This window comes from Bradyrhizobium arachidis (genome assembly GCF_024758505.1).
GTDB lineage: Bacteria > Pseudomonadota > Alphaproteobacteria > Rhizobiales > Xanthobacteraceae > Bradyrhizobium > Bradyrhizobium manausense_C.
This window is the reverse complement of sequence record NZ_CP077970.1, coordinates 8968989-8995009: the sequence shown is the minus strand read 5'-3', so window position 1 is coordinate 8995009 and position 26021 is coordinate 8968989. Positions and strand designations below refer to the sequence as shown.

At 65.2% G+C, this 26021-nt stretch carries 20 protein-coding genes; 12 read left to right on the top strand and 8 right to left on the bottom strand.

Annotated elements, in window-relative coordinates:
• Positions 1 to 82: 82 nt before the first annotated feature.
• A complete protein-coding gene (locus KUF59_RS41910; protein WP_212457894.1) occupies positions 83 to 1348 on the bottom strand; it encodes an NAD(P)/FAD-dependent oxidoreductase in 1266 nt (421 codons plus the stop codon).
• A gap of 315 nt (positions 1349 to 1663) precedes the next feature.
• Between KUF59_RS41910 and KUF59_RS41905 the strand changes: the two genes are divergently transcribed.
• From KUF59_RS41905 to pdeM, 3 genes are all read left to right on the top strand, one after another.
• Positions 1664 to 2836: an ABC transporter substrate-binding protein gene (locus KUF59_RS41905; protein ID WP_212457893.1), complete on the top strand. Its 1173-nt coding sequence runs from the start codon at positions 1664 to 1666 to the stop codon at positions 2834 to 2836.
• Between the two features lie 217 nt (positions 2837 to 3053).
• Entirely contained in the window at positions 3054 to 5624 is a 2571-nt protein-coding gene (locus KUF59_RS41900) for a ligase-associated DNA damage response DEXH box helicase (RefSeq protein WP_212457892.1), read from the top strand.
• Positions 5625 to 5674: 50 nt separating this feature from the next.
• A complete protein-coding gene (gene pdeM / locus KUF59_RS41895; protein ID WP_212457891.1) occupies positions 5675 to 6346 on the top strand; it encodes a ligase-associated DNA damage response endonuclease PdeM in 672 nt (223 codons plus the stop codon).
• A gap of 132 nt (positions 6347 to 6478) precedes the next feature.
• On the opposite strand, the gene KUF59_RS41890 is transcribed toward pdeM, so the two are convergent.
• Complete coding sequence (locus KUF59_RS41890; protein WP_212457890.1) at positions 6479 to 7342, bottom strand: LysR family transcriptional regulator; 864 nt, start codon at positions 7340 to 7342, stop codon at positions 6479 to 6481.
• 95 nt (positions 7343 to 7437) lie between these two features.
• On the opposite strand from KUF59_RS41890, the gene KUF59_RS41885 reads away from it, so the two are divergent.
• Positions 7438 to 8358 (top strand): DMT family transporter, encoded by a 921-nt coding sequence (locus KUF59_RS41885; RefSeq protein ID WP_212457889.1) that lies wholly within the window; start codon positions 7438 to 7440, stop codon positions 8356 to 8358.
• A gap of 155 nt (positions 8359 to 8513) precedes the next feature.
• Here KUF59_RS41885 and KUF59_RS41880 read toward each other — a convergent pair whose 3' ends face one another.
• From KUF59_RS41880 to KUF59_RS41860, 5 genes are all read right to left on the bottom strand, one after another.
• Positions 8514 to 9284, bottom strand: coding sequence for a TIGR02186 family protein (locus KUF59_RS41880; protein ID WP_212458165.1), 771 nt, complete (start codon positions 9282 to 9284; stop codon positions 8514 to 8516).
• Positions 9284 to 10201, bottom strand: a complete 918-nt coding sequence (locus KUF59_RS41875; RefSeq protein ID WP_212457888.1) for a sulfite exporter TauE/SafE family protein — start codon at positions 10199 to 10201, stop codon at positions 9284 to 9286. Before KUF59_RS41875 ends, KUF59_RS41880 begins: the two co-directional genes overlap by 1 nt.
• 243 nt (positions 10202 to 10444) lie before the next feature.
• The gene (locus KUF59_RS41870) at positions 10445 to 11275 is read right to left on the bottom strand and encodes a COG3904 family protein (RefSeq protein ID WP_212457887.1); all 831 of its coding nucleotides are present in this window, start codon (positions 11273 to 11275) and stop codon (positions 10445 to 10447) included.
• A 277-nt stretch (positions 11276 to 11552) separates the two neighbouring features.
• Complete coding sequence (locus KUF59_RS41865; protein ID WP_212457886.1) at positions 11553 to 15056, bottom strand: tetratricopeptide repeat protein; 3504 nt, start codon at positions 15054 to 15056, stop codon at positions 11553 to 11555.
• Positions 15057 to 15470: 414 nt separating this feature from the next.
• Positions 15471 to 16058, bottom strand: a complete 588-nt coding sequence (locus KUF59_RS41860; protein WP_212457885.1) for a PadR family transcriptional regulator — start codon at positions 16056 to 16058, stop codon at positions 15471 to 15473.
• 167 nt (positions 16059 to 16225) lie between these two features.
• Here KUF59_RS41860 and KUF59_RS41855 point away from each other — a divergent pair, with 167 nt between their 5' ends.
• From KUF59_RS41855 to KUF59_RS41835, 5 genes are all read left to right on the top strand, one after another.
• Complete coding sequence (locus KUF59_RS41855; protein WP_212457884.1) at positions 16226 to 16606, top strand: nuclear transport factor 2 family protein; 381 nt, start codon at positions 16226 to 16228, stop codon at positions 16604 to 16606.
• A 127-nt stretch (positions 16607 to 16733) separates the two neighbouring features.
• Entirely contained in the window at positions 16734 to 18524 is a 1791-nt protein-coding gene (locus tag KUF59_RS41850; RefSeq protein ID WP_212457883.1) for an acyl-CoA dehydrogenase C-terminal domain-containing protein, read from the top strand.
• An 11-nt stretch (positions 18525 to 18535) separates the two neighbouring features.
• Positions 18536 to 18823, top strand: coding sequence for a hypothetical protein (locus tag KUF59_RS41845; RefSeq protein ID WP_212457882.1), 288 nt, complete (start codon positions 18536 to 18538; stop codon positions 18821 to 18823).
• 48 nt (positions 18824 to 18871) lie between these two features.
• Positions 18872 to 20080 (top strand): acetyl-CoA C-acetyltransferase, encoded by a 1209-nt coding sequence (locus KUF59_RS41840; RefSeq protein WP_212457881.1) that lies wholly within the window; start codon positions 18872 to 18874, stop codon positions 20078 to 20080.
• A 19-nt stretch (positions 20081 to 20099) separates the two neighbouring features.
• Entirely contained in the window at positions 20100 to 22310 is a 2211-nt protein-coding gene (locus KUF59_RS41835) for an FAD-dependent oxidoreductase (RefSeq protein ID WP_212457880.1), read from the top strand.
• Between the two features lie 230 nt (positions 22311 to 22540).
• Here KUF59_RS41835 and gstA read toward each other — a convergent pair whose 3' ends face one another.
• The gene (gstA, locus tag KUF59_RS41830; protein ID WP_212457879.1) at positions 22541 to 23155 is read right to left on the bottom strand and encodes a glutathione transferase GstA; all 615 of its coding nucleotides are present in this window, start codon (positions 23153 to 23155) and stop codon (positions 22541 to 22543) included.
• Positions 23156 to 23280: 125 nt separating this feature from the next.
• On the opposite strand from gstA, the gene KUF59_RS41825 reads away from it, so the two are divergent.
• The 3 genes from KUF59_RS41825 (at position 23281) to KUF59_RS41815 (ending at position 26009) form a co-directional block, all read left to right on the top strand.
• A complete protein-coding gene (locus tag KUF59_RS41825) occupies positions 23281 to 23766 on the top strand; it encodes a MarR family winged helix-turn-helix transcriptional regulator (protein WP_212457878.1) in 486 nt (161 codons plus the stop codon).
• Between the two features lie 96 nt (positions 23767 to 23862).
• Positions 23863 to 25233: a glutamate--cysteine ligase gene (locus KUF59_RS41820; RefSeq protein ID WP_212457877.1), complete on the top strand. Its 1371-nt coding sequence runs from the start codon at positions 23863 to 23865 to the stop codon at positions 25231 to 25233.
• A gap of 209 nt (positions 25234 to 25442) precedes the next feature.
• Positions 25443 to 26009 carry a PAN domain-containing protein gene (locus KUF59_RS41815; protein WP_212458164.1) on the top strand — a complete coding sequence of 189 codons (567 nt, stop codon included), beginning with the start codon at positions 25443 to 25445 and terminating at the stop codon, positions 26007 to 26009.
• Positions 26010 to 26021: the final 12 nt, after the last annotated feature.

Genomic DNA, 26021 nt, shown 5'->3' with positions numbered 1-26021 from the left:
GCGCAGCGAGGCAATCCAGACTGCTCTCGCGGAGGGATTCTGGATTGCTTCGCTGCGCTCGCAATGACGGTGAGGAGAGAGTTTATCCCACCACCTTGCTGCTCCCCTGTGTGATCAGCCGCGCGGCGCGCTGGTCGCGGACGTAGATCCAGAGCCAGCTCAGCGCCACCGCCATGCGATGGCGCAGGCCGATCAGGAAGTAGATGTGGGCGATGCCCCAGATCCACCACGCGATCGTCCCGCGCAGCTTCACACGTCCGAAGTCGATCACCGCGAGACGCTTGCCGATCTGGGCGAGGCTCCCGGCATGCTTGTAGCGGAACGGCCCGGTCGCAGTCCCACGCAGCCGCGCCTTGATGGTCTCGGCGACGTGACGCCCCTGTTGCTTGGCCGCGGGCGCGATGCCGGGCACCGGCTTGCCCTCCCACGCGTTGATCGCGACGGTGTCGCCGATCGCAAAAATCTCAGGGTAGCCGGGAATGGTGAGATCGTCGGCCACCTGCACGCGACCGGCGCGGTCGGCCGGCGCGCCCAGCCATTCCGCGGCGGGTGAGGCGCGCACGCCGGCGGCCCAGATCATGGTCTTCGCATTCAGCCGCTGGCCGCCATAGACCACGCCTTCGCGATCGATCTCGGTAACGGCCTGGCCGAGCACGACCTCGACGCCGATCTTTTCCAGCGACTCTCTTGCATAAGCCGAGAGATCGTCGGCAAAGCCCGCGAGCACGCGCGGGCCCGCCTCGATCAGCACGACACGTGCCTTGCGCGTGTCGATGTTGCGGAAGTCGCCCGGCAGCGTGTGGTGCGCCATCTCCGCGATGGTGCCGGCCAGTTCCACGCCGGTCGGACCTGCGCCGACGATGACGAAGGTGAGCCGTGCCGCGCGCCGTGCCGGATCGGTTTCGCGCTCGGCGCGCTCGAAGGCCACCAGGATATGACGCCGCAGCGTGGTGGCGTCCTCCAGCGTCTTCAGGCCCGGCGCCCACTTTTCCCACTCGTCATGGCCGAAATAGGCGTGGCGCGCGCCGGTCGCCAGCACCAGCGTGTCGTAGGGCACTTCGCTGCCGTCTTCGAACTGCACCGCGCGCCTTTCAGCGTCGACGCCGCTCACGGTCGCAAACAGCGTCGTCACTTCCGGGCGGTCGCGCATGAGATAGCGGACCGGCCAGGCGATATCGCTGGTCGCAAGCGAAGCGGTCGCTACCTGGTAGAGCAGCGGCTGAAACAGATGATGGTTGCGGCGGTCGATCAGCGTGATCGCGACGGGGCTGCCTGCCAGCCGATAGGTCGTCTCCAGCCCGCCAAAACCGGCTCCGACGATAACGACGCGGTGGGGATTCGCAGTCATGGAAGCGGCCCTCGATTCGGCTCTATGCGGACACGCCTCATTTAAGTGCGGAGAGGGGGTCTTGGTCCAATAGCTGTCATCAATCGAGGAATAGGCATTGTGTATCGACGGACCGCGAAAAAGCGCCGCAGCCCGGCCTAAGTAAGTAGAACTATATTTCTTGCCATTAACGCTTGGTACGAATTATGGTGCAGGGATAGGCGCTGAGCCATTGACGGCTCACACAATTTCGCGCCCTAAACAGGTATCCGGAGGGGGGCCATCACCCACCTTCAGGGACCGATAAGAGGAACAATAGTGAGGAGGGGAGTGGTTATGAGGACGGCATTCTGGCTGGCGGGCGCGGCTGCGCTCGCGCTGGCAAGCCCGGCGGTTGCCGGCGACACCATCAAGATCGGCTTCGTCTCGACCTTCAGCGGCCCGACCGCTGTGATCGGCAACGACATGCGCAATTCGTTCGAGCTCGCGCTCGACCATCTTGGACGCAAGATGGGCGGCAAGCCGGTCGAGGTGATCTACGAGGACGACCAGCAGAAGCCCGATGTCGGCAAGCAGAAAACCGAAAAACTGATCCAGTCCGACAAGGTCGATTTCATCGCCGGCTATATCTGGTCCAACGTGCTGCTGGCTTCATTGAAGCCGGTGATCGATTCGAAGACGATGCTGGTCGTCGCCAATGCCGGCCCGTCGCAGCTCGCCGGCGAGCTCTGCTCGCCCTATGTGTTCTCGACCTCCTGGCAGAATGACCAGACGCCGCAGGCCATGGGTCAGTACATGAACCAGAAGGGCATCAAGAACGTGTTCCTGATCGGGCCGAACTACGCGGCTGGCAAGGACATGCTTGCGGGTGTGAAGAGCACCTTCAAGGGCGAGATCAAGGGCGAGGAATATACGGTCTGGCCGAGCCAGCTCGATTTCTCCGCCGAGCTCTCCAAGGCCCGCGCGTCCGGTGCCGAAGCGATCTTCGTGTTCTATCCGGGCGCAGCCGGCGTTCAGTTCCTCAATCAATACACCCAGGCCGGTCTCAAGCAGCAGATGCCGCTCTACACGGCCTTCACCATCGACGAATTGTCGTTGCCGCTCCAGAAGGAGAACGCGCTCGGCGTCCCCGGGGCGCAGCAATGGGTGAACGATCTGCCGAACGAGGAAAACAAGCGCTACGTCGCCGACTATCGCAAGAAATACACCGGCCTGCGCCCCACCTTCTACGGCGCGCAGTCCTATGACGCCGCCCAGCTCATCAACAGCGCCGTGGTCGCCGTCAACGGCGATACCAGCAAGAAGGACGCGATGAAGGCCGAAATGGAGAAGGCCAACTTCAAGTCGGTGCGCGGTTCGTTCAAGTACGGCAAGAACCACATCCCGATCCAAGACTTCTATCTGCAGGACGTGGTGAAGGACGCGGAGGGCCAGCTCTCGCTCAAGACCGTCGCCACCATCGTCAAGGACGACCAGGATCGCTTCCACGACAAGTGCCCGATGAAGTGATCGGCTAGGGCTCACTCCCAAAAACTCGTCATGCCCGGGCTTGTCCCGGGCATCCACGTCTTTGCTTCTCTTCCACAAGACCGTGGATGGCCGGGCATAGGCGAGCGGAAGCGACGCCGTCCTTCAGACGGCTATGCCCGGCCATGACGGACGCTCAGCATTCCGGCGACACCTCCGCCCCTCGACGAAGCCACCTCCACGGCCTACCTGTTAAGCCGTGCCGCCCCGCATCCTCACATTATCGGCCAAGCCGGCCGCGCTGTTGCCCGATCGCTTCCTGCGATGGTTCGCGGGCCGTGGTTGGTCGCCGCGCGAACATCAGATGGCGTTGCTGGAGAAGGCGCGCGAGGATCGTTCCGCGCTGCTGATCGCGCCAACCGGCGCCGGCAAGACGCTGGCGGGATTTTTGCCGACGCTGGTTGAGTTGTCGTCTCCCCGCAGCGCGGCAGCCGAAAAAGGCAACCTCATCTCCACCGGCCGCGCCGTGCAGCGCACCGGCGGCCTGCACACGCTCTACATCTCGCCCTTGAAGGCGCTCGCCGTCGATATCGCGCGCAACCTCGAGCGCCCTATCGCCGAGATGGGACTGCCGATCAAGGTCGAGACCCGCACCGGCGACACGCCGGTGTCGCGGCGCCAGCGCCAGCGCCGCTATCCGCCCGACGTTCTGCTCACCACGCCGGAGCAGCTCGCGCTGCTGCTCTCCTCCGATGACGGGCCGTTCCTGTTCTCCTCGCTGAAGCGGATCGTGCTCGACGAACTGCATGCGCTGGTCACATCCAAGCGCGGCGACCTGCTGTCGCTTGGGCTCGCGCGTCTGTGGCGGCTGGCACCGCAGATGCGCGCGATCGGCTTGTCGGCGACCGTCGCCGAGCCGGAGCAGCTCGCGCGTTTCCTGATGCCGCAACCTGACGGCCGGGCGCAATCGGCCGACATCGTGACTGCCGGCGGTGCCGCGCCGCCGGTCGTCGAGATGCTGGATACGCGCGAGCGCCTGCCGTGGTCGGGCCACTCCGCGCGCCACGCGATGAGCGAGATCTACGAGCTGATCAAGCAGAACAAGACCACGCTCGTCTTCGTCAACACCCGCAGCCAGGCCGAGATGCTGTTCCAGGATCTCTGGCGCATGAACGACGACGGCCTTGCCATCGCGCTGCATCACGGCTCGCTCGATGTCGCCCAGCGCCGTAAGGTCGAGGACGCGATGGCGGCGGGCCGGCTGCGCGGCGTGGTCTGCACCTCCTCGCTCGATCTCGGCGTCGACTGGGGTGACGTCGATCTCGTCATCAATATCGGCGCGCCAAAGGGCTCCTCGCGGCTGATGCAGCGGATCGGCCGCGCCAACCACCGCTTCGACGAAGCCTCGCGCGCGGTGCTGGTGCCAGCCAATCGCTTTGAGGTGCTGGAGTGCCGCGTCGCGATCGACGCGATCGCGGAGAATGCGCAGGACACGCCGCCCTTGCGAACCGGCGCGCTCGACGTGCTGGCGCAGCACGTGCTCGGCTGCGCCTGCGGCGAGCCGTTTCTCTCCGACGAGCTCTATCGCGAAGTGCGGACCGCTGCGCCTTACGCCGACCTTGCGCGCACCGACTTTGACGACGTCGTCGATTTCGTCGCCACCGGCGGCTACGCGCTCAAGACCTATGAGCGCTTCGCGCGCATCAAGCAGGACAAGCAGGGTCGCTGGCGCGTCGCCAATCCGCGCGTGCGCCAGAGCTATCGCCTCAATGTCGGGACCATCGTCGAGGACACGATGCTGAAAGTGCGGCTGGTGCGCTCGCGCTCCACGGGAACGGGCTCGACCGGCGCGATCGCGCGCGGCGGCCGTGTGCTCGGCGAGATCGAGGAAGGCTTTATCGAAGGCCTCAGCCCCGGCGACACCTTTGTATTCGGCGGCGAGGTCGTGCGCTACGAGGCGCTGGCCGAGGACCAGGTCTATGTCTCGCGCGCCCACGACAAGGACCCAAAGGTGCCGTCCTATATGGGCGGCAAATTTCCGCTCTCGACTTATCTGGCCGAGCGCGTGCGAAAATTGCTCGACGACGGGCGGGCGTGGCGCGGCTTGCCGGAGCAGGTGCGCGACTGGCTGTCGCTGCAAAAGGAGGTGTCGCATGTGCCCGGGGTGCGCGAGCTGCTGGTCGAGACGTTTCCGCGCGGCAACAAGCATTACCTGATCTGCTATCCCTTCGAAGGCCGGCTCGCGCACCAGACGCTCGGCATGCTCCTGACGCGCCGGCTGGAGCGCGCCCGCGCCCGGCCGCTCGGCTTCGTCGCCAATGAATATTCGGTCGCGATCTGGGGCTTGGGCGATGCCTCCTTCATGATCCGCAACGGAAAACTCGATCTCGACGCGCTGTTCAGCCCTGACATGCTCGGCGACGACCTCGAGGCGTGGCTTGCCGAATCCGCGCTGATGAAACGCACCTTTCGCAACTGCGCCATCATCTCCGGCCTGATAGAGCGCCGTTTCACCGGAGAGGAGAAGAGCAGGCGGCAGGTGCTGTTCTCGACCGATCTGGTCTACGACGTCCTGCGCAAGCACCAGGCCGATCACGTCCTGCTGCGCGCCGCGCGTGCCGATGCCGCCACCGGGCTGCTCGACCTGCGCCGTTTGGGGGACATGCTCGCCCGCATCCAGGGCCGAATCACCCATAGGGAACTCGATCACGTCTCCCCGCTCGCCGTCCCCGCGCTGCTGGAAATCGGCCGCGAGTCAGTCTATGGCGAAGCATCCGACGAGTTGTTGGCGGAAGCCGCCGAGGAACTCGTGCGGGAGGCGATGGGATAAGCGGTAGGAATGTGACGGCAGGCGCATTGGTTTCGGGGGACGATGACGACATGCGCGTGTCCAGGGTCACCGTTTCGGACGTAACATTTGCCGCCGATCTCGCCGGCGCGCTGTTTTGGGAAGAAGAACGCCTCCTCGTCGTCTCCGACCTGCATCTGGAAAAAGGCTCCAGCTTCGCCGCGCGCGGCGTGCTGCTGCCGCCGTTCGATACGGTGGCGACGCTCAATCGGCTCGCCGCCGTGATCGCCCGGCACGATCCGCGCGTCGTGATCGCGCTCGGCGATAGCTTTCACGACCGCACCGCGCATGAGCGTCTCTCGGACGACGATCGCGATGCGGTCACAGCCCTTCAGTCCGGTCGCGACTGGATCTGGATATCAGGCAATCACGATCCTGCGCCGCCGCGCGATCTCGGCGGTACCGTCGCTGATGAAGTCATGGTCGGCCCGATCACGTTCCGTCACGAGCCGACCGGTGCACAAGGCGAGATCGCCGGCCATCTGCATCCCAAAGCGCGCGTCTCGGCGCGCGGCCGCTCGATGGAGCGGCGCTGCTTTGCCTGTGACGGGATGCGCGCGATCATGCCCGCTTTCGGCGCCTATGCCGGCGGCCTCAGCATCCGCGACGCCGCCTTCGCAAAAATTTTCGGCGCAAGGCATTTTACGGCGCATCTGCTCGGCGACCGCCGTGTCCATGCGATCGCGGCGTCGCGGTGTTCGTGAACGCGCACGCTGCGTAGGGTGGGTTAGCCGAAGGCGTAACCCACCTCTTTTCCTTCCGCGTCGGCAGAAGTGGTGGGTTACGCCCTGCGAATTGCGCTTTGCGCAATCGCAAGGCTAACCCACCCTACGAAGTCACGCCGCCTTCGCCTGCACCGTATCGCAAAACTCCGCGAGCCGATCCGCAAGCCGCAGGGTTGCCGGGCTCGCGCCGGGCGCGGCCATCAGCGCCACTTCCGTCTTGTTGATCGGCGCAAAGCCGTCCTTCGCGGTCAGCACACGGTGATCGGCCTGGATCGCCATCTCCGACAAGATGCTCAGGCCCATGCCGGCGGCAACTGCGGCCTGGATGCCCGACAGGCTCGATGACGTGTAGGCCATGTGCCAGGGCCGGCCGGCGCTTTCCAGCGCATGGATGGCACCGGTGCGATAGAGGCAGCCGGACGGAAAGCCGATCAGCGGCACCGAGGATGCGCCGGCAGCGACCGGATGGCTTTTGCTGGTGACCCAGTGCACGCGCTCGGGCCACACCGCGATGGCGCCCTTCTCGCCAGCCTCGCGCTTGAACAGCGCAAGATCGAGCTCGCCGCGTTCGAGGTCGCGCTTCAGATACATGCTCTGGTCGGCGCGCACATCGAGCCGCAGGCCGGGATGCGAACGCGAGAACGCGCCGAGCAGCTTTGCCAAACGGTAGGCGGCAAAATCCTCGGGAATGCCGAGCCTGACAGCGCCTTCGCTGCCCGGCTGTTGCAGCACGTCGCGCGCCTCCTCCGCGAGCGACAGCAGCCGCCGCGCGTAGGAGAGCAGGCGCTCGCCGGCCTCGGTCGGGCGCACGTCCTTGCCGTCCCGGTGCAGCAGCACCTGGCCGACATCCTCCTCCAGCCGCTTGATCTGCTGGCTGACGGTCGACTGCGTGCGGTGGACGCGCTCGCCGGCGCGGGTGAAGCCGCCGGCATCGACCACCGAGACGAAGCTGCGCAAAAGCTCCAGATCGAGCATGGCGGCCTCCATTTGAAAATCAACTGATCGGAAGTTAATCATTTAATTTCCAAATGGCAAGGCGCGCTCCTAGATCGAGGGTCTGGAGAATGCCCATGTCGCTCACGTCATCGATCTCGGTTCCCCGTACCCGTTTCAACCCGCTGCCGCTGTACATCGGCCTGTTCTGCCTGCTCTGGAGCTACGCCTTCGTCGCCGGCAAGATCGGCGTCACCCATTGCCCGCCGCTGATCCTGCTCGCCGCGCGCTTTTCGCTCGCCGGCATTTTGATCCTCGGCATCTCCGCGTTCCAGCGCGATGGCTGGGCCAAGTCTCTTAAAATGAGCTGGCGGGACGCCGCGATGTTTGCTGTGCTCGGCATTGCCAACAACGCGCTTTATCTCGGGCTCGGCTACACCGGCCTGCAATCGGTCTCCGCGGGTCTCGGCGGATTGATCGTATCGGCCAATCCCGTATTCACGGCGGCGCTGGCCGCGCTGTTCCTCGGCGAAGGCATGACCTGGCGCAAGGCGAGCGGTCTTCTTCTCGGTGTCGTCGGCGTCACCTTCATCGTCTGGCACCGCCTGTCGGTCGGCACGGACAGCTTTCACGGCATCGTGTTCACGCTGGCGTCGCTCGCCTCGATCGTTGCAGGCACCATTTTGTTCAAGCTGTTCGCGCCGAAGGGTTCGTTGTGGCTCGGCAACGGCATCCAGAATCTCGCCGCCGGCATTGTGCTGACGCCTATTGCGCTGACCTTTGCCGACGTCCACGCGATCCAGTTCACATCAGGCCTGATCGGTGCGTTCGCGTTCCTGGTGCTGGGCGGTTCGATCCTCGCTTATCTGCTCTGGTTCCATCTCCTGAAAGTGTGCGGCGCCACGGTTGCGAGCAGCTATCACTTTCTGATGCCGCCACTCGGCATGCTGTTCGCCTTCCTCGTGCTCGGCGAGCACATCGAGGCGCGCGACCTGCTCGGGATCATTCCGGTCGCGCTCGGCATCTACCTCGTGACGCGGCCGGCGGCGAAGTCGTAATCTCCGCTGTCATGCCCCGGCTTGACCGGGGCATCCAGTACGCCGCGGCAGTTGTTGTAAGAGCGAGGTGCTTAACGTCGGCCTCTGGAATACTGGATCGCCCGGTCAAGCCGGGCGATGACGAGAGGAGAGAGTGTAGCGCCTACGCTCCCGCCTCAATCCTTCCGAAACACGATCGACGCCATCCAGCCCGTCATCAGCGCCATCGCGGCCGTCACCAGGCCGTAGACAAAGCCGTTCTGCCGCGCGCTTGTCGCGACGAACTGTTCGAAGCCGACCTTGACGATCTCGAACGCGGTTTCGGTCTTGGTCACGAATACGCCGTTGGAAAACAGCTTGATCTCGACCTGATAGGTGCCGATCGGCACCTCGGCCGGCAGCGGGATCCCGGTGCGGAACAGCGTCGGCGTCAAGAACGTCACCGCGGCGCCGTCCTCGCGGTAGAGCCCGTGCTGGGTGCGTAGCCGGATGAAGGCGGAGCGGAACGCATCGTTCGGCACCACGTCGGCATAATCGCCGCTGACGCGTTGGGTCAGCAGCACGTTGTTGAGCCCGACCTGCTGGCGCCGCGCGATCTCGGGCGAGGTGATCTCCTCGAACGGACGGTTGGCGAACAGCGCGAGATAAGTCGGCACCTGCAGGAACTGCCGGTAGTCGGTGTTGATCCAGATCCCGAAGGTGCGCTCCTTGCGCCGCGTCACCATGTCGGCGCGCGGGCCGATCACGGTCACGACGAGATCGTAGGCGGTGCGGTCGGCCGGCGTCGACGAATCCTTCTCGACCGAGCCGAACAGCACCAGCTCCTCGCCGGAATAGTTCGGCGTCACCGTCACGCGGTGGTTGGAAACCGAGACGATCAGCCGTTCGGCGCGCGCGGCGGTGCCGAGCGAGAGCACGAGGCAGGCAGCGATCAGCGTGCGCTTCATCATCCGCTCACCCCGGTCTCGCGGACGGTGAAGAGCTCCTCGGGGCGGATCACGAGCTCGATCGCGAAGCGGATGCCGACGCAGAGGATCAAAAACCCCAGCAGCAGGCGCAACTGCTCGCCGCGGATTCTTTGGCCCGCGCGTGCGCCGAACTGCGCGCCGGTGACGCCACCGATCATCAGGATCAGCGCCAGCACGGCGTCGACCAGATGATTGGTCACCGCATGCAGCATGGTCGCAAACAGCATAGTGACCAGCGTCAGGATCATCGACGTGCCGATGACGGTCGAAGTCGGCACGCGCAGCATGTAGATCATGACCGGGACCAGGATGAAGGCGCCGCCGATACCCATGATGGCGCCGATGAAGCCGATCACGAGCCCGACGACCACGATCGGGATCACCGAGAGATAGATCTTTGACCGCTTGAATCGCATCTTCAACGGCAAAGCGTGGATCCAGTAATGGGTGCGGCGGGGCGCGATCGCGCCGCGCCGCGTCCGCATCATCGCGCGCAGGCCTTCCCAGAACATCAGGCCGCCGACCGTGGAGAGCAGCACGACATAGGAGAGCGCGATCATCAGGTCGAGCTGACCGAGCGCGCGGAGCTGCGTAAAGGTCCAGACGCCGAGCGCCGTTCCAGTCGTGCCGCCGCATAACAGCACGGTCGCGAGTGCCGGATCGATGGCGCGCCGCCGCCAATAGGAGATCGCGCCGGAGAAGGACGAGGCCGCGATGTGGCTGGCGACGGATGCGACCGCCACTGCCGGCGTGATGCCGATGAAGATCAGGAGCGGCGTCATCAGGAAGCCGCCGCCGATCCCGAACATGCCGGAGACGAAGCCGACCGCGGCGCCCATGGCGAGCACCAGGAGGATGTTGACCGGAATATCAGCGACGGGAAGATAGAGCTGCATTCGTTCGGGTTCCGGCGAGGCGGAGCATGATCCGGACCCGGAGGGCCGCGTTAGCGCAAAGTGTGACGCGGTTTTCCGAAGAGATCATGCTCAAACGAGATTGCGGAATGCTCGCGGAAGGCGGAACGATTGCCGCGTCCCTGCATAGCGGAATTTGCCCGCGGACGGGACCATGAATTCGCACCGAGCGAGCGTTTTTCACCGCGTCCCGATCACGATTGCGCCCGTGGTGAAGAATTGAGATTAATGCGCGCCGCCGATCGGGTCCGTGATGAGTCTCATGGTCACGGCTTGTTTGGGATCGAGCCAGCGCACCTCGCGCGTTTCCGACATCGCTTCGACGACCGAGGAGGAGACGCCCATCCGCGTCATGTAGCCGAGCACCATGCCGGCGACGCGCTGGGTGTCGGCGACGGGATCGCTTCCCGGTGCCGCGTTGACGAAGCGATGGACCCCGAGCGCCGATCCCTCCACGCCGTAGCGCACCTTGCCGCCGGCAAAAGCGAGCACGCAGGCGCTGGCGCAATAGGCCGCACGCACGCGACCCGCGCTATCTGCGACGCCGACGGCAGTGTCGAGCCCGCGCGCGCGGATCGCCTCGCCCATGATGACGGCCTGGGCGAGATTGCCGCCCGGCGAGGACAACAGGATGAGGTCGCCGTGCCCGAGTTTTGCCTCGTCGATGCGGTCGCGCAGCCAGCTTGCGGCTGCCGGCCCGATCTCGCCGGTGACGGCGAGCGCGCGCCGACTGCCGGCGCCGCCGCCGAGATTGACATTGGGAATGACGGTCGCGCTCAGATGCGGCGAAAAATACTGGTCCTTCCAGTAGGCCCAGGCTTCCGGCCGCGAGGTGTCGCGATAGGCGCGGATCAGCGTGCCCGAAGCGAGCAGCGCGAAGAGCAGCAGCGACCAGAACAGCCGTCCGCGCTTCGGCAGATGCAGCAGCGGTTTTGCCTCGACGCGCGGGGGCGCGTGCGGCGGCGCGACGGGCTCCGCACGCGGTGGCGCGACCCGCGGGCCGGTCGGCGAGCTTCGGAAGGAGTTGTCGTCCTCCCCGCGATCATTCTCGGACACGTCACCCTCTTGCTGTGCAAAGCCGTGCACCATTCTACACGGCTTTAGCAGCGAGACGTACGAAGATGCAACCGCAGGTATTGTAGTGGCGTATCGCCGCGCCACGATTCACAGCTTCGTAGGGTGGGGTTAGCCGAAGGCGTAACCCACCACGTCTGTCACCGCGTCGCCAGAAGAGGTGGGTTACGCCGAGCGGATTGCGCTTCGCGCAATCCGCGGGGCTAACCCACCCTACGAAGCTAACTCGAACTCAATGATGAGTTTTGTCGCGCAGCGATTAATGCGCCGCGGACGCCGAGCGCTTGGTCGCGACCGGCTTTGGCGCGGGTTTTGTGCTCGCCTGCGCGGGGGCGCCGTCCCAGCCGCCGGCCGGCGTTGCGACGTTGACGGCGTCGTCGGGCTGCGGCTCGGCGCTAAAAGTCTGGATCGCGAGTTTTGCGGCGGCGAGCGACTGCGGGTCGAGGCGCTTGGCAACGTCGTCGCGCTTGCCTGACGCGTCCGAGTCGCCCTGGGCGGCAGCCAGGCTGAACCATTTGTAGGATTCGGCGAGGTTCTGTTCGACGCCGATGCCGCGGGCATAGAGGATGCCGAGGTTGAACTGGCTGTCGGCGACGCCGCGATCGGCCGCTTTCCGGAACCACTGTGCCGCGCTCTTGTAGTTTGCGCCGCGCCCGCCGCCATCGGCGTCGAGCACCGCGAGATTGTGCATCGCCTTGGCGTTGCCGCGCTCGGCGGCCTGGGTGTAGTAGCGCCGCGCAATGTCGGCGTCCTTCTTCACGCCCAGGCCCTTCTCATAGAGCGTCCCGAGGCGGAAGGTGGCCGGCACCACGCCGGCCTGCGCCGCGCGGTCGTACCATTTGGCGGCTTCGTCGTAGTTGCTCGCGATGCCCTTGCCTTCGGCAAAGCGCAGCCCGATCTCGTAGGCGGCGGTGGCGTCGCCCTTCATCGCGGCCGCGCGCAGCGCCGGTCCGCCGATGCCGTCGGGCAGGCGCTCGGTCGGCGGCACCTGGACCTGGCCGAGCTTGGCGCGCGAGGGCGTCGTCGTCGGGATCGCGCCGGTGATGTCGCTGGCGGCAGGCTGAGGGGGCGCAGCAGCCGCAGGCGCGGACGGGACCGCGACCTGCGCGCTCGAATCGCTGCTCGCGGGTGGCGGGTTGTTGAGCGATTGCCGGCCGAGCGGCGTCGGCGACGTCATCGACGGCGTGATCTGCTCGGGTGCCGAAGGTCTTGCGGCGGGCTCAGCGGGCGCCTGCATCTGCGGCGCGGGCGCACCGGACGAATTCTCCATCGGAGGCAGCGGCGGCGCCGTGCTGCCGCCCTCCAAAAGGTTCATCGCCATCTTGAAGGTGCCGAGCACGATCACGACCACGCTCGCGCCGACCAGCAGCGAGCGGATCTTTGACGTGATCGTGGACGGTCCGTCCTTGCCCTTGTCCTTGCCGGCTGCAGCAGTGGCCTTGGCCGCTCGGCCCTGCTTCTCGGGAGGCTGTGCCGCGGCGGCCTGCGCCGCACGGCGGGCGGCGGCGATGAAGCTCGACGAGGACACCGGCTCCTTCGGAGCCGAGGGAATTTCGCTGATCGCGTTCTCGGACGCGGCAATGCGCTCCGAGGGCGTGGCGGGCCGTCCGCCCGGACGCGTGCCCGGCTCAAGCGGATGATCCGGCGGCAGCTCGGGCGCGATCGCAGCACGCGCGGGTGCGGTGTGCGGCTCCAGAATTTCGCTGATCGCGCGCGGCGGAAGCGGCGGCGCCACCGGCATCGGCGGAGGCGGCGGAGCGGCCGGCGTTGCGGCGTGGAATTCGCGCGGCGCGGCGACGAAGGCGCCCTGTGCCGCGCCTTGTGCCACGGCGGGGTTCGGCAGCTCCGGCTTCAGATCGGGTTTTGGATCGTACTTTGGCTGCTGCTGCGTCATCGCAGCCCGCGCCATCGGCGGCTGCTCGAGCGGCATCGACGGCGCGAAGGCATGCGGCTGCGGCGCGGGGGCTGCCGGCGGCGCGGCACGAACCGCGCGCAGATCGCCCTCGATCATCGCGAGGCGATCGACGACATGGCCGAGCGTGTTGTGCACGGCCTCGAACGAGTCCTGGGTCGAACGGTTGGTCTCGGACTGGCTGAAGCGGATGTCGGAGAGCTCGCGCTTGACCAGGTCCACGATGCCGGAGTCCGGCTGCGGCGCGGCGGTGCGGCTTTCGGCGAGCGCCGCATAGGTCGCCTGCTGGCGTTCGAGATGCCGCAGGATGTCGTGCAGCCCGTCCTCGACGCGGCTCAAATTTCCGGAGTGCGGGTCGGAGGCGGCTTCGATCCGCTCCAGCAGATACGAGACGCGCTGTTCGAGATGGGCAAAGGTCGATGCGGAATCGTTGCCGACCTGCATGCGGTCAAAGCGGTCGGACAGCGCACGGATCGCAATTTCCAGATGCTCGGTGCTCTGGCTCGGCTCCGGACGCTCGCGCGATTCCAGCGCCGCGGTCAGCGCCGCGATGCGCTGTTCGAGGATCGCAAAATTGTCGCTGTTGCCGTTGTGGTTCGAGGCGCGGCCGATCTGGTCGACCTTGGACGACAGGAGCTGCACGTCGTCGGCAAGCCGCGCCAGCGCTTCGTTCGAGGCGACGTTGGAGACGATGGCGCGCAACGCGGAGATCGCGCCTTCGAGTTGCTGCACCGTCGAGGGATCGTCATTGGCGCGCAGGATCAAATCGAGCTTGGCGCCGAGATTGCGGATCGCCTCGTCATAGCCGGTGAGCTGCTCGGCCGGCGTCAACGTGCGCAGCACGTGCTTGATCTCGGAGAGCGCGTTCTCGATGCCTGATAGCACCTGGCCATCCGTGCCGGTGGAGCGGGTCTCGTCGATGCGCCGATGCAGCGAGCGGATCTCGTTCTCGATCGACTCGATCGCGCGGCGCGGCATCGCCTCGGTGATGGCGTGGCGGATCTCCGACAGCTCGCTGCGGAACGCGGCGATCGACTGCTCGATGTGATCGGGACGCTGCAGCGACTCGATCTGGCTCGTGATCTTGATCAGGTGCCGTTCGAGCGCAGAAAAATCCGGTCCCGGCGGCGGTGGCGGCGGGGCAGGGGCGTGGGTCGGCGCAGGGTTGTGGGCGGGCTGAGGCGAATAGGCAGCCGGAGGCGGCGCCAAGGGGGCTGCCAAGGGGGCTGCCATGTGCGCTGCCGTCGGCGCGATCGAGGGCGCCGCGCGCGGTGGCATCTGCCGCGGCACAAAACCTTCGAGCTCGTTCTGCCGTGCCGCGATCTCGGCAACTGCAACGTCAAGCGAAGCGGGGCTGAGCGGCGGGGAATTGCGATAGACCTGCGCGGCGGCGCGCTCGACGGCTTCAGCCTGGCGCTGGCGCGTCTCGACCGGCGCGGGACGCGCGGGTCCTTGCGGCTTGGCGATTTGCGACAGCCGCGCATCGAGCCGCGAGATCGCGTCGTTCAACTGGCGCGCAACGCCCTGCTCGCGCGAGACGTCGGCGCGCGGGGCGGCGGGTTTTGAAATGTGTTCGATCTGCCGGGTGATCGCATCGAGCCGCTGATGGATGTCGGCGACGTCGCGGCTTTCCTGGCTGGGAAGCGGCTGCTGATATTGTTGCTGATAGTTTTGCTGATAGTTTTGCTGAAGGTTTTCCTGGGGCGCGCGAAAATTCGGCGGCGCGGTGTCGCCGAGCGTGGAGTTCAGCCAATCGTTGAGTGACATGCCGGCGCGGCGCGCAGCGGCCTCGGCCCGCTCCCTGACGGATGGATCGATGCCGTCAACACTCCACGATACGCGCGAATTCATGACTCTGTCCGGTTCCGACTTCGGCACCCCACCCGGCGCCTGCAGCCTTCCCACGCGTCCCGGTTGTAAAGACAATCCAAAACGGCGCAGCTCGTCTGCCTCGAAAACCGACTTTTGTCCGTTACGGTAAATAACGGGTTAAGGAATGCGACGGCGGTGTCCTAAAGTTGGCGCGGGGAACCTGGGTAACATCTCCCGGCGTCATGCCCGGGCTTGTCCCGGGCATCCATGTTCTTGCCAAGGGCACTGTCATTCCGGGGCGATGCAAAGCATCGAACCCGGAATCTCGAGATTCCACATTGCGCAATTGCGCAATGTGGTTCGCGCTAGCGCGCGCCCCGGAATGACGGTGCGAAAGGAAGGTCGTGGATGGCCGGGACAAGCCCGGCCATGACGATGTGGCGGCAAACAGCCTCACCCCTTCTCCCGCTTCCCATCCTCCAGCGGCACCACGGTGCCGTGGCCGGTCAGCCCCGACAGCGCGTCGATCGCCTCTTCGCACCATTCCGCCACCATCTGTTCGTGGCGTGACCCGAGCTTGAGCAGCAGGAGATTGCCGATGTCGGCGGCCTCGCTCGCGGTGCCGTCGGGAAAACGCTTCTTCAAAATGCGCTCGTAGCGTTCGGAGCGGTCGCGGTGGTGCTCCAGGCGGGCCATCAGATCGGCCCTGACAGGCTCGAGGTCGACGCTGTCGAGCGCGTGGAAGCGGACCAGCAGGTCGTCCTTGTTGGAGGCCGGCGTGCTCGGACGCGCGGCCCAGTGCCGCAGCGCTGTTCGGCCCTCATTGGTGAGCGTATATACGAGCTTGTTGGGCTTGCCGGTCTGGACGACCTCGCGGCCCTGGATGTAGCCGCGGTCGCGCAGTTTTGAGAGCTCGCGATAAATCTGCTGATGGTCGGCCTTCCAGAAGAAGCCGATCGAGGAATCGAAGGTCTTTGCCAGCTCGTAGCCCGTCATCGGACGTTCCGTCAGGCATGCGAGAATCGCGTCGCCCAGCGCCATGAGACCGGCTCCCTAAAACTATCCGACCAATTCACTTGACTTTATGCACATCGGCGCATATGCGTCAATGTGCATATGACGGTGAGGCCTTAGACCCGCCGGCGTCGGCCTGCGCGCTACTGTGCATGGGGTTGTTTTCAAGCTTTGCCTGAGGAGGCACCCTGACCATGACCGGCCTCGACAAATGGTACGGCTACATGAAGTCTCATGATCGCACAGCGCTCTGGGACCTGCTTCATCCCGATGCCGTGTTCGAAAGTCCCGTCGTCCACACCCCGCAGCGCGGGCGCGACATCACCTTCAAATATCTGGCGAGCGCCGAGAAGGTCCTGGGCGGCCCTAGCTTCACCTATGTCGGCGAGTGGCGAAGCGCCAACGGCGCCGTGCTCGAGTTCAAGACCATGATCGACGGCATCGAGATCAACGGCGTCGACATCATCAGCTTCGATACTGAGGGCCGCGTCACGCATTTCAAGGTGATGGTGCGTCCGCTCAAGGCCATCAACATGCTGCACCGTCTGATGGCGGAGCAACTCGCCGCACAGTGACGCCATTAACACCTGCCCTGAGGTTGCAGAAGAAGGTAAGCTCGCCAGGAGCGCTGCGCCGCAGGTCATTCCAGGATACCGCAAGAGATACCTCCAACACCTGAAGGCCCCGTGCCGGGAGAACGCCATGCCGATCTATAAAGCCCCCGTTGAAGACGTGAACTTCCTGTTCAACGACGTCTTCCAGATCGACCGCTACGACAATCTGCCCGGCTTCACCGACGCCTCCAGCGACGTGCGCGACGCGATCTTGGGCGAAGCGGCAAAACTCGCCGAAGAGGTGCTCCAGCCGCTCAACCGCGTCGGCGACCTCGAAGGCTGCAAGCGCGCCGATGACGGCAGCGTCACCACGCCGAAGGGTTTCAAGGACGCTTTCAAGCAGGTTGCCGAAGGCGGCTGGCTCGGCCTGTCAGCGCCGACCGAATATGGCGGGCAGGGCCTGCCGGTGACGCTGTCGCAGGCGGTCAACGAATTCCAGATCTCCGCCAACATGGCGTTCTCGATGTATGGCGGTCTCACCATGGGTGCGACCGCGGCGCTGATCGTTCATGGCTCGCCCGAGCAGAAGAAGACCTACGTGCCGAAGATGGTGGCGGGCGAATGGACCGGCACCATGAATCTGACCGAGCCGCATTGCGGCACCGATCTCGGCCTCTTGCGCACCAAGGCGGTGCGCCAGGCCGATGGCAGCTTCAAGATCACGGGCACCAAGATCTTCATCTCCGCCGGCGAGCATGATCTCGCCCCCAACATCATCCACCTCGTGCTCGCCCGCATCGAGGGTGCGCCCGCCGGCATCAAGGGCGTCTCGCTCTTCGTGGTGCCGAAGAATCTGGTCAATGCCGATGGCAGCGTCGGCGCGCGCAACGGCGTCACCTGCGGCTCGATCGAGCACAAGATGGGCATCCACGGCAACTCGACCTGTGTGATGAACTACGACAACGCCACCGGCTGGCTGATCGGCGAAGAGAACAAGGGCATGCAGGGCATGTTCGTGATGATGAACGAGGCCCGCCTCGGCGTCGCCGTGCAGGGTCTCGCGCAGTCCGAAGTCGCCTATCAGAACGCCGTCGCCTATGCCCGCGAGCGTCTGCAGGGCCGTGCGCTGACCGGCGCCAAGGCGCCCGACAAGGCCGCCGACCCGATCATCGTGCATCCGGACGTGCGCCGCACGCTGCTCACCATCCGCGCCTTCAACGAGGCCGCGCGTGCCTTCGTGGTGTGGACCGCGCTGAAGAGCGACGTCGCCCACCGCTCCGAGGATCCCAAGGACCGTCAGGCCGCCGACGACCACATGGGCCTGATGACGCCGGTGCTGAAGGGTTATCTGACCGAGATCGGTTTTGCCAACGCGGTGCAGGCCCAGCAGATGTTCGGCGGCCACGGCTACATCGCCGAGCACGGCATGGAGCAGTTCGTGCGCGATGCGCGCATCGCCATGATCTACGAGGGCGCCAACGGCATCCAGGCGCTGGACCTCGTCGGCCGCAAGCTGCCGCGCGACGGCGGCCGCGCCATCATGTCGTTCTTCGGCGAGGTCATGGGCTTTGCCAAGGAGAATGGCGGCGACGAGGCGATGAAGCCCTTCGTCACCGCGCTTTCGGCCTCGCTCGGCCACCTCCAGCAGGCCACCACCTGGCTGATGCAGAACGCGATGATGAAGCCCGACAATGCCGGTGCGGCGGCGACCGACTACATGCATTTGTTCGGCCTCGTCGCGCTCGGCTACATGTGGGCGAAGATGGCCAAGGTGACGCAGGCCAAGATTGCCGAGGGCGGCTCGACGCCCTATCTCTCGACCAAGCTCGTCACCGGCCGCTTCTTCATGGAGCGGATGCTGCCGGAAACGGCGCTGCATCTGGCGCGCATCCAGACCGGCTGCGCCACCACCATGGAATTGCCGGCGGAAGCGTTCTGAGGACCTTGTCGATGGCGGCAGCGGACGCGATCGTTGCGGAGTTTCGCGCCTTCGGCGCGGGACTTCGCCGCGACAAGTTCTGTGTGCGATCTGCCCTCGACATCATCGATCGCTGCGAGACGTCAGGCGTCGGCATCCTCGGCATCGAGGGCTTCTACCTGACCGACACGACAACCATTCCCCAGCTCGACCACATCCTGGATCTGAGCGCGGGCATGATGGCTTACGACGTCGCACGGCAGTTCCTTTGCAACAGTGAGGGTCTGCCGCTGTTCTACGAATTCACGTTTCACGGATGATACGACCGCGCGGCGGTTGTCACGAATAGCTGCAATCAGGAGGCTCACATGGCAGATGCCTATATCTACGACCACGTTAGAACCCCGCGCGGCCGCGGCAAGGCCGACGGCGCGCTGCACGAGGTGACAGCGCTCGCGCTCGCCACCGTGCCGCTGAAGGCGCTCAAGGAGCGCAACAATCTGCCGGAGGATTCCGTCGATGACGTCGTGCTCGGCGTGGTCGATCCGGTCGGCGAAGCCGGCTCCGACATCGCGCGCTTCGCAGCGCTGAAGGCGGGCCTCGGCGAGGCTGTCCCCGGCGTGCAGATCAGCCGCTTCTGCGCCTCCGGCCTCGATGCCGTGAACTTTGCCGCCGCCCAGGTCATGAGCGGCCAGCATGAGCTCGTGATCGGCGGCGGTGCCGAGTCCATGAGCCGTGTCGGCATCGGTGCCTCCGGCGGCGCCTGGCCGATGGATCCCTCGATGGCGGTGCCGGCCTACTTCATGCCGCAGGGCGTCTCGGCCGATCTGATCGCCACCAAATACGGTTTTTCGCGCGATGACGTCGATGCCTATGCGGTGCAGAGCCAGCAGCGCGCGGGCAAGGCCTGGGACGAAGGCCGCTTCAACAAGTCGGTCGTGCCGGTGAAGGACATCAACGGCCTCACGCTCCTCGCCAAGGACGAGCACATGCGTCCGACGACGACGATGCAGTCGCTCGCGCAGCTGCAGCCGTCGTTCACGATGATGGCGCAGATGGGCGGCTTCGACGGCGTCGCGATCCAGTCGCATCCGGAGATCGAGCGCGTCAATTACGTGCACCACGCCGGCAATTCGTCGGGTATCGTCGACGGCTCCGGCGCCGTGCTGCTCGGCAGCAAGGAAGCCGGCAGCAAGTACGGCCTCAAGCCGCGTGCAAAAATCCGCGCCTTTGCCAACATCGGCTCGGAGCCCGCGATGATGCTGACGGGTCCGGTCGACGTCACCGAAAAGCTGTTCGCACGCTCCGGCATGAAGAAGTCGGACATCGACCTGTTCGAGCTCAACGAGGCCTTTGCCTCCGTCGTGCTGCGCTACATCCAGGCTTTCGACATCGACAACGCCAAGATCAACGTCAATGGCGGCGCGATCGCGCTCGGCCATCCGCTCGGTGCCACCGGCGCGATGATCTTGGGCACCGTGCTCGACGAGCTCGAGCGCACCAACAAGTCCACCGCGCTGGTGACGTTGTGCATCGGCGGCGGCATGGGCACCGCAACCATCATCGAGCGCGTGTAAGGCTGAGGGAGCAACCAACATGACTTACAAGAACTTCAAGGTTGAGACCGACGCCGACGGCATCGCGCTCGTCACCTGGGACATTCCGGGCCGTTCGATGAACGTGCTCGACGAGACCTCGACCAACGAGCTCGAGGCGATCGTGAAGGCGACCACCGCGGATGCGGCGGTGAAGGGCGTCGTCATCACCTCGGCCAAGGACGCGTTCTGCGCCGGTGCCGACCTGTCCATGCTCGAGGGCATGAACCAGGCCTACGCAAAGGTCCTCAAGGAGCAGGGCGAGACGGCTGCGAACCAGATGCTGTTCGACCAGAGCCGGCGCTTCTCGCTGGTGCTGCGTAGCATCGAGACGTCGGGCAAGCCGTGGGCGGCCGCGATCAACGGCCTCGCACTCGGCGGCGGTTTTGAGATCACGCTGTGCTGCCACTATCGCGTGGCGGCCGAAAATCCCAAGACCAGACTCGGCCTGCCCGAGGTCAAGGTCGGCCTGTTCCCCGGCGCCGGTGGCACGCAGCGCGTACCGCGTCTGGTGCCGCCGCAGGACGCGATGACGATCCTGCTCAAGGGCGACCCGGTCACGCTCGACAAGGCCAAGCAGCTCAATTTGATCCACGCCATCGTGCCGGCGGCGGATCTCATCAAGGCGGCGAAGGACTGGATCAAGGGCGGCGGCAAGGCCGTCGCGCCCTGGGACGAGAAGGGTTTCAAGCTGCCCGGTGGCCCCGTGTTCTCCAAGGCCGGCATGATGATGTTCCCGGCCGGCAACGCGATCTATCGCCGCGAGACTTACGACAATTATCCGGCCGCACGCGCGATCATGAGCTGCGTCTATGAGGGCCTCCAACTGCCGATCGACGCCGCGCTGCGCGTGGAGTCGCGTTACTTCACCTCGGTGCTCCGTTCGAAGGAAGCCGCTGCAATGATCCGCAGCCTGTTCCTGTCGATGCAGGAGCTGAACAAGGGCGCGCGCCGTCCGAAGGACGTAGCCCCGACGAAGGTGAAGAAGATCGCCGTGATCGGCGCCGGCTTCATGGGTGCAAGCGTCGGCTACGTCTCGGCCCGCGCCGGGCTCGACGTGGTCCTGATCGACCGCGACCAGGAAAGCGCCGACAAGGGCAAGGCGCATGCGCAGAAGGTGATCGAAGAGCAGATCAAGAAGGGCCGCGCCAAGCCCACCGACGCTGAAGCGCTGCTGTCGCGCATCACCGCGACCGCCGACTATGCTGCCCTGAAGGACGTCGATCTCGTCATCGAGGCCGTGTTCGAGGACCGCAAGGTCAAGGCGGATACCTTCGCCAAGGCGCAGGAGTATCTCAAGCCGGAGGTGGTGTTCGCCTCGAACACCTCGACCCTGCCGATCACCTCGCTCGCCGAAGGCTTCAAGGACCAGGGCAAGTTCGTCGGCATCCACTTCTTCTCGCCGGTCGAGAAGATGATGCTGGTCGAGATCATCCTCGGCAAGAACACCGGCGACCTCGCGCTCGCGACCGCGCTGGATTACGTGCGGCAGATCGGCAAGACGCCGATCGTCGTGAACGACAGCCGCGGCTTCTTCGCCAACCGCTGCGTCGGGCGTTACGTCGCCGAAGGCAACGAGATGTTCCTCGAAGGCGTGCCGCCGGCGATGATCGAGAATTGCGCCAAGATGGCCGGCATGCCGGTTGGCCCGCTCTCGCTGTCGGATGAAGTCGCGCTCGACCTCGGCCTCAAGATCATGAAGGCGACGGAAGCCGATCTCGGCCCCAACGCCATCAACCCCGATCAGAAGAAGCTGATGGTGGAGATGGTCGAGAAGCAGGGCCGCCTGGGCCGCAAGAACAGCAAAGGCTTCTACGACTATCCCGAGAAGGGCAAGGGGCAGAAGAGCCTGTGGCCGGGGCTGTCAGCGCTGCAGCCGAAGCAGCTCGACCCCGACACGCTCGATGTCGAGGAGCTGAAGCAGCGCTTCCTGGTGGTGCAGGCGGTGGAAGCCGCGCGCACGGTCGAGGACAACGTCATCACCGACCCGCGCGAGGCGGACGTCGGCTCGATCCTCGGCTTCGGCTTCGCGCCGTTCACCGGCGGCACGCTGTCCTACATCGACTTCATGGGCACGAAGAAGTTCGTCGAGCTCTGCCACAGACTGGAAGCCAAGTACGGCTCCCGCTTCACCCCGCCAAAGCTTCTTGTGGAGATGGCGGCCAAGGGCGAAACCTTCTACGGCCGTTTTGCGCCGAAGAAGGCGGCGTAAAAATCAACTGTCGTCCCGGACAAGCTCACGGCAACGCGCGAGCGTTGCTGTGAGCGCCGATCCGGGACCCCCGCGCGAGTGCGTAGCGCTCGTCGCGATAATCACGGGATTGAGTTTGGCGCAGACTCGGAGTTACCAGCTCGCGCCACAACTTCTCCCTGGATGGACCGCATCCAAACAAAAGGCCGGATCGTCGATCCGGCCTTTGGCTTGTTCGGCTTGCAGTGGCGTTACTTCGCCTGCGCGAGGCCTTCCCGCTTCAGGGCTTCCTGCACCTGCGGCCGCGCGGCGACGCGGGCCATGTAGGCGGCAAGATGCGGCATCGCCGAGAGGTCGAACTTCATCCGCTCGCCCCAGGTCAGCATGGTGAAGAGATAGCCGTCGGCGACCGTGAACTGCTTGCCCATGAGGTAGTCGCGGCCCGCGAGCTGGCTGTCGATATATTTCAGCTTGCCCATGACGCGGTCCTTGAAGAACGCTTTCGCATCGTCGTTCAGCGCCGGGGCGAACAACGGACCAAAGCTCTTGTGCACCTCCGAGGTCAGGAAGTTCAGCCACTCCAGCAGCTTGTAGCGCTCGGAACTGCCGTGCGCAGGGGCCAGCGCTTTTGCAGCGGCCTGGTCGGCGATCATCTGGACAATGACCGGCCCTTCGGTCACGATCTCACCGCTATCGAGGCCCAGCGCGGGGACTTGGCCCTTGGGATTCACCTTCAGATAGTCTTCACCGTTTTCGAGCTTCTTGGCGCGGATATCGACCTTGACGAGGTCATAGGGCAGGCCCGCTTCCAGAAGCGCGATGTGGGGGGACAGCGAGCATGCGCCGGGCGAATAGTAGAGTTTCATGGAATTTTCTCCTGCCGGTGGTTGGTGGCGGCAAAGGAATGACTACATGCACTTGCATGAAATAGTCAAGATTGATGCAGATGCATCAAGTGCGGTAGAGTGAGCATACGACTGAGAACGGGACCATGAAACGCAAACCATCGACCGAGGCGACCTCCGCCTGGATCCGCCTGATGCGGGTGCAGAGCCGGGTGCTCGGCTGTGTCGAGCAGGACCTGAAAAAGGCCGGCTTTCCCCCGCTGGCCTGGTACGACGCGCTGCTGGAACTGTCGCGCGCGCCGACGGGTGAGTTGCGGCCGGTGGAACTCGAGCGGCAGATGCTGATCCCGCAATATTCGACCTCGCGGCTGATCGACCGTCTGGTCGACGAGGGCCTGGCCGCCCGGCGCGAATGCAAGATCGACAAGCGCGGCCAGTTCGTCGAGATCACCGAGGCCGGCCGCGAGTTGCAAAAGCGGATGTGGAGCGCCTATTCCGCCGCGATCGAGAAGCATGTCGGCTCGAAACTGTCCGATGCGGACGCCGTGAAGCTCAGCGCTCTGCTCGACCGTCTGGGTTGCTCCTGCGGCGAGATGAAGCTGCCCGTCAGCGAAAGCACGACGGCGCGATGATCCCGCATCACACCACATCGTCCGCGACCCCCTGGGTTCGCGGGCTTCACTGTCACCTCGCGCATTCGGTCGAAGCGCTTTTGATTAGAGTTTGATATGGCGCGAGACCAGATCGATATGACGCCGCTGCAATCGCGCGACGAACTCGTCGCGTGGTTCGAGGAGGGCTGCAAGCCGCGCAGCGAATTCCGCATCGGCACCGAGCACGAGAAGACGCCGTTCACGCTCGACGGCCTCCGCCCGGTGCCCTATGAGGGTGCGCGCGGCATCGGCGCGCTGCTCGACGGCATGAAGCTCCTGCTCGGCTGGGAGCCGATCATGGAGAAGGGCAACATCATCGGCCTCTACGACGTCACCGGCGGCGGTGCGATCTCGCTCGAGCCGGGCGGACAGTTCGAGCTGTCGGGCGCACCGGTCGAGACCGTGCACCAGACCCAGAGCGAGTTGATGGCGCATTTGGCGCAGGTGCGCGAGATCGCAACGCCGCTCGGCATCGGCTTCCTCGGGCTCGGCATGACGCCGTCCTGGTCGCGCGCCGAGATTCCGGTGATGCCCAAGGGGCGCTACAAGATCATGTCGAACTACATGCCGAAGGTCGGCAAGTACGGCATCGACATGATGTACCGGACCTGTACCGTGCAGACCAATCTCGACTTCTCTTCGGAAGCCGACATGGTCAAGAAGCTGCGCGTCTCGCTGGCGCTGCAGCCGGTCGGCACCGCGCTGTTCGCCAATTCTCCCTTCACCGAAGGCAAGCAAAACGGCTTCCTTTCCTTCCGCTCCGAGATCTGGCGCGACACCGACAATGCGCGCGCGGGCATGCTGCCCTGGGCGTTCGAGGACGGCATGGGCTTTGAGCGCTATGTCGACTACGCGCTCGACGTTCCCATGTACTTCGTCAAGCGCGGCGACGACTACATCGACGTCTCAGGCTCGTCCTTCCGCGCCTTCTTCGAGGGCCGCAACAATTCCCTTCCCGGCGAACGGCCGACGCTGTCGGACTGGGCCAATCATCTCTCGACGATCTTTCCCGAGGTGCGGCTCAAGCGCTATCTCGAGATGCGCGGCTCGGATGGTGGCCCCTGGGGCCGGCTGCCGGCGCTGCCCGCCTTCTGGGTCGGGCTGCTGTACGACGACACCTCGCTCGACGCCGCCTGGGACCTGGTCAAGCACTGGAGCGCGCATGAGCGCCAGGCGCTGCGCGACGATGTGCCGCGCTTCGGCTTCAAGGCGCGCATCAAGGACCGTTATCTGTTCGAGATCGCCAAGGAATGCCTGATGCTGGCCCATGCCGGCTTGCGGCGCCGCGGGCGGATCGATCATCTCGGCCGCGACGAGACCCGCCACCTCGAACCGCTCGACCGCATCATCGATTCCGGGCGGACGCCGGCCGAAGAGCTGCTGGAGAAATTCAACGGGCCCTGGAAGGGTTCGGTGGAACCGGCCTATGCGGAATACGCGTTCTAGAGCGTATTCAAGCGAAGTGGACGGCGGTTCGCGCCGAGGCACGCGTCAAGCCAGGAGTCCAGAGCCCCGTCCGGATTCCATCGGAAAAAGGCTCTAGTTCAATCGTCCCATTGCGCCCTTTGCGCCGTTCATCGCCCATACAGGTTTGCGGCGATCAAATGACCGGCTGCAAAAAGGGTAACGCGTTCAATAACTCGAAAGCTGTTCTGATGGGGAAGTGCCGCCTGCCGGGGGCCTTCATGGCAAAGGTTTTGGCATGCGCGATGCTGCTTACGGCCGCGCTTGCGCCGCCGCTTGCCCAGGCGCAGACGGCGTTCGACCGCCCGGGCGGCGACTATTTCAACACACCGGTGGTCTCCGGCGACCCAGAGGATTGCGCGCTGCTCTGCGAGCGCGACCGCAAATGCCGGGCCTGGAGCTTTAGCTATCCCGACGTCGAGGGCGGCAAGGCGGTGTGCTGGCTGAAGAACACCGTGCCGCCGCGCGTTCCCGAAAGCTGCTGCATCTCCGGTGTGCGCGGCGCCGGTGTCGTCGAGCCGCGTGTCGAAGGCGTCGAGTCTTCGATCGACCGGCCCGGCGGAGACTTGCGCAATTTCGCGCTGAAGCCTGATGAGGGCGAGGACGCCTGCAAGGCCGCCTGCGTCGCCGACAACAAATGCCGCGCCTTCACCTATGCACGGCCCGGCTATACCACCCGCGAAGCGCGCTGCTTCCTGAAGAAAGAAATCAAGCCGCCGCGACGGAAGGCGGGGTTCATCTCGGGCGTGGTTCGGTGACGTGCGAAGCAC

Excerpts from the sequence above, each read along its gene's own strand:
- KUF59_RS41845 (WP_212457882.1), top strand. The coding sequence starts at position 18,536 with ATGGCGGCAGCGGACGCGATCGTTGCGGAGTTTCGCGCCTTCGGCGCG.
- KUF59_RS41860 (WP_212457885.1), bottom strand. The coding sequence starts at position 16,058 with ATGGCGCTGGGCGACGCGATTCTCGCATGCCTGACGGAACGTCCGATG.
- KUF59_RS41905 (WP_212457893.1), top strand. The coding sequence starts at position 1,664 with ATGAGGACGGCATTCTGGCTGGCGGGCGCGGCTGCGCTCGCGCTGGCA.
- KUF59_RS41850 (WP_212457883.1), top strand. The coding sequence starts at position 16,734 with ATGCCGATCTATAAAGCCCCCGTTGAAGACGTGAACTTCCTGTTCAAC.
- KUF59_RS41885 (WP_212457889.1), top strand. The coding sequence starts at position 7,438 with ATGTCGCTCACGTCATCGATCTCGGTTCCCCGTACCCGTTTCAACCCG.
- KUF59_RS41890 (WP_212457890.1), bottom strand. The coding sequence starts at position 7,342 with ATGCTCGATCTGGAGCTTTTGCGCAGCTTCGTCTCGGTGGTCGATGCC.
- KUF59_RS41820 (WP_212457877.1), top strand. The coding sequence starts at position 23,863 with ATGGCGCGAGACCAGATCGATATGACGCCGCTGCAATCGCGCGACGAA.
- KUF59_RS41825 (WP_212457878.1), top strand. The coding sequence starts at position 23,281 with ATGAAACGCAAACCATCGACCGAGGCGACCTCCGCCTGGATCCGCCTG.
- KUF59_RS41875 (WP_212457888.1), bottom strand. The coding sequence starts at position 10,201 with ATGCAGCTCTATCTTCCCGTCGCTGATATTCCGGTCAACATCCTCCTG.
- KUF59_RS41840 (WP_212457881.1), top strand. The coding sequence starts at position 18,872 with ATGGCAGATGCCTATATCTACGACCACGTTAGAACCCCGCGCGGCCGC.
- KUF59_RS41910 (WP_212457894.1), bottom strand. The coding sequence starts at position 1,348 with ATGACTGCGAATCCCCACCGCGTCGTTATCGTCGGAGCCGGTTTTGGC.
- gstA (WP_212457879.1), bottom strand. The coding sequence starts at position 23,155 with ATGAAACTCTACTATTCGCCCGGCGCATGCTCGCTGTCCCCCCACATC.
- KUF59_RS41880 (WP_212458165.1), bottom strand. The coding sequence starts at position 9,284 with ATGAAGCGCACGCTGATCGCTGCCTGCCTCGTGCTCTCGCTCGGCACC.
- KUF59_RS41815 (WP_212458164.1), top strand. The coding sequence starts at position 25,443 with ATGGGGAAGTGCCGCCTGCCGGGGGCCTTCATGGCAAAGGTTTTGGCA.
- KUF59_RS41855 (WP_212457884.1), top strand. The coding sequence starts at position 16,226 with ATGACCGGCCTCGACAAATGGTACGGCTACATGAAGTCTCATGATCGC.
- pdeM (WP_212457891.1), top strand. The coding sequence starts at position 5,675 with ATGCGCGTGTCCAGGGTCACCGTTTCGGACGTAACATTTGCCGCCGAT.
- KUF59_RS41835 (WP_212457880.1), top strand. The coding sequence starts at position 20,100 with ATGACTTACAAGAACTTCAAGGTTGAGACCGACGCCGACGGCATCGCG.
- KUF59_RS41865 (WP_212457886.1), bottom strand. The coding sequence starts at position 15,056 with ATGAATTCGCGCGTATCGTGGAGTGTTGACGGCATCGATCCATCCGTC.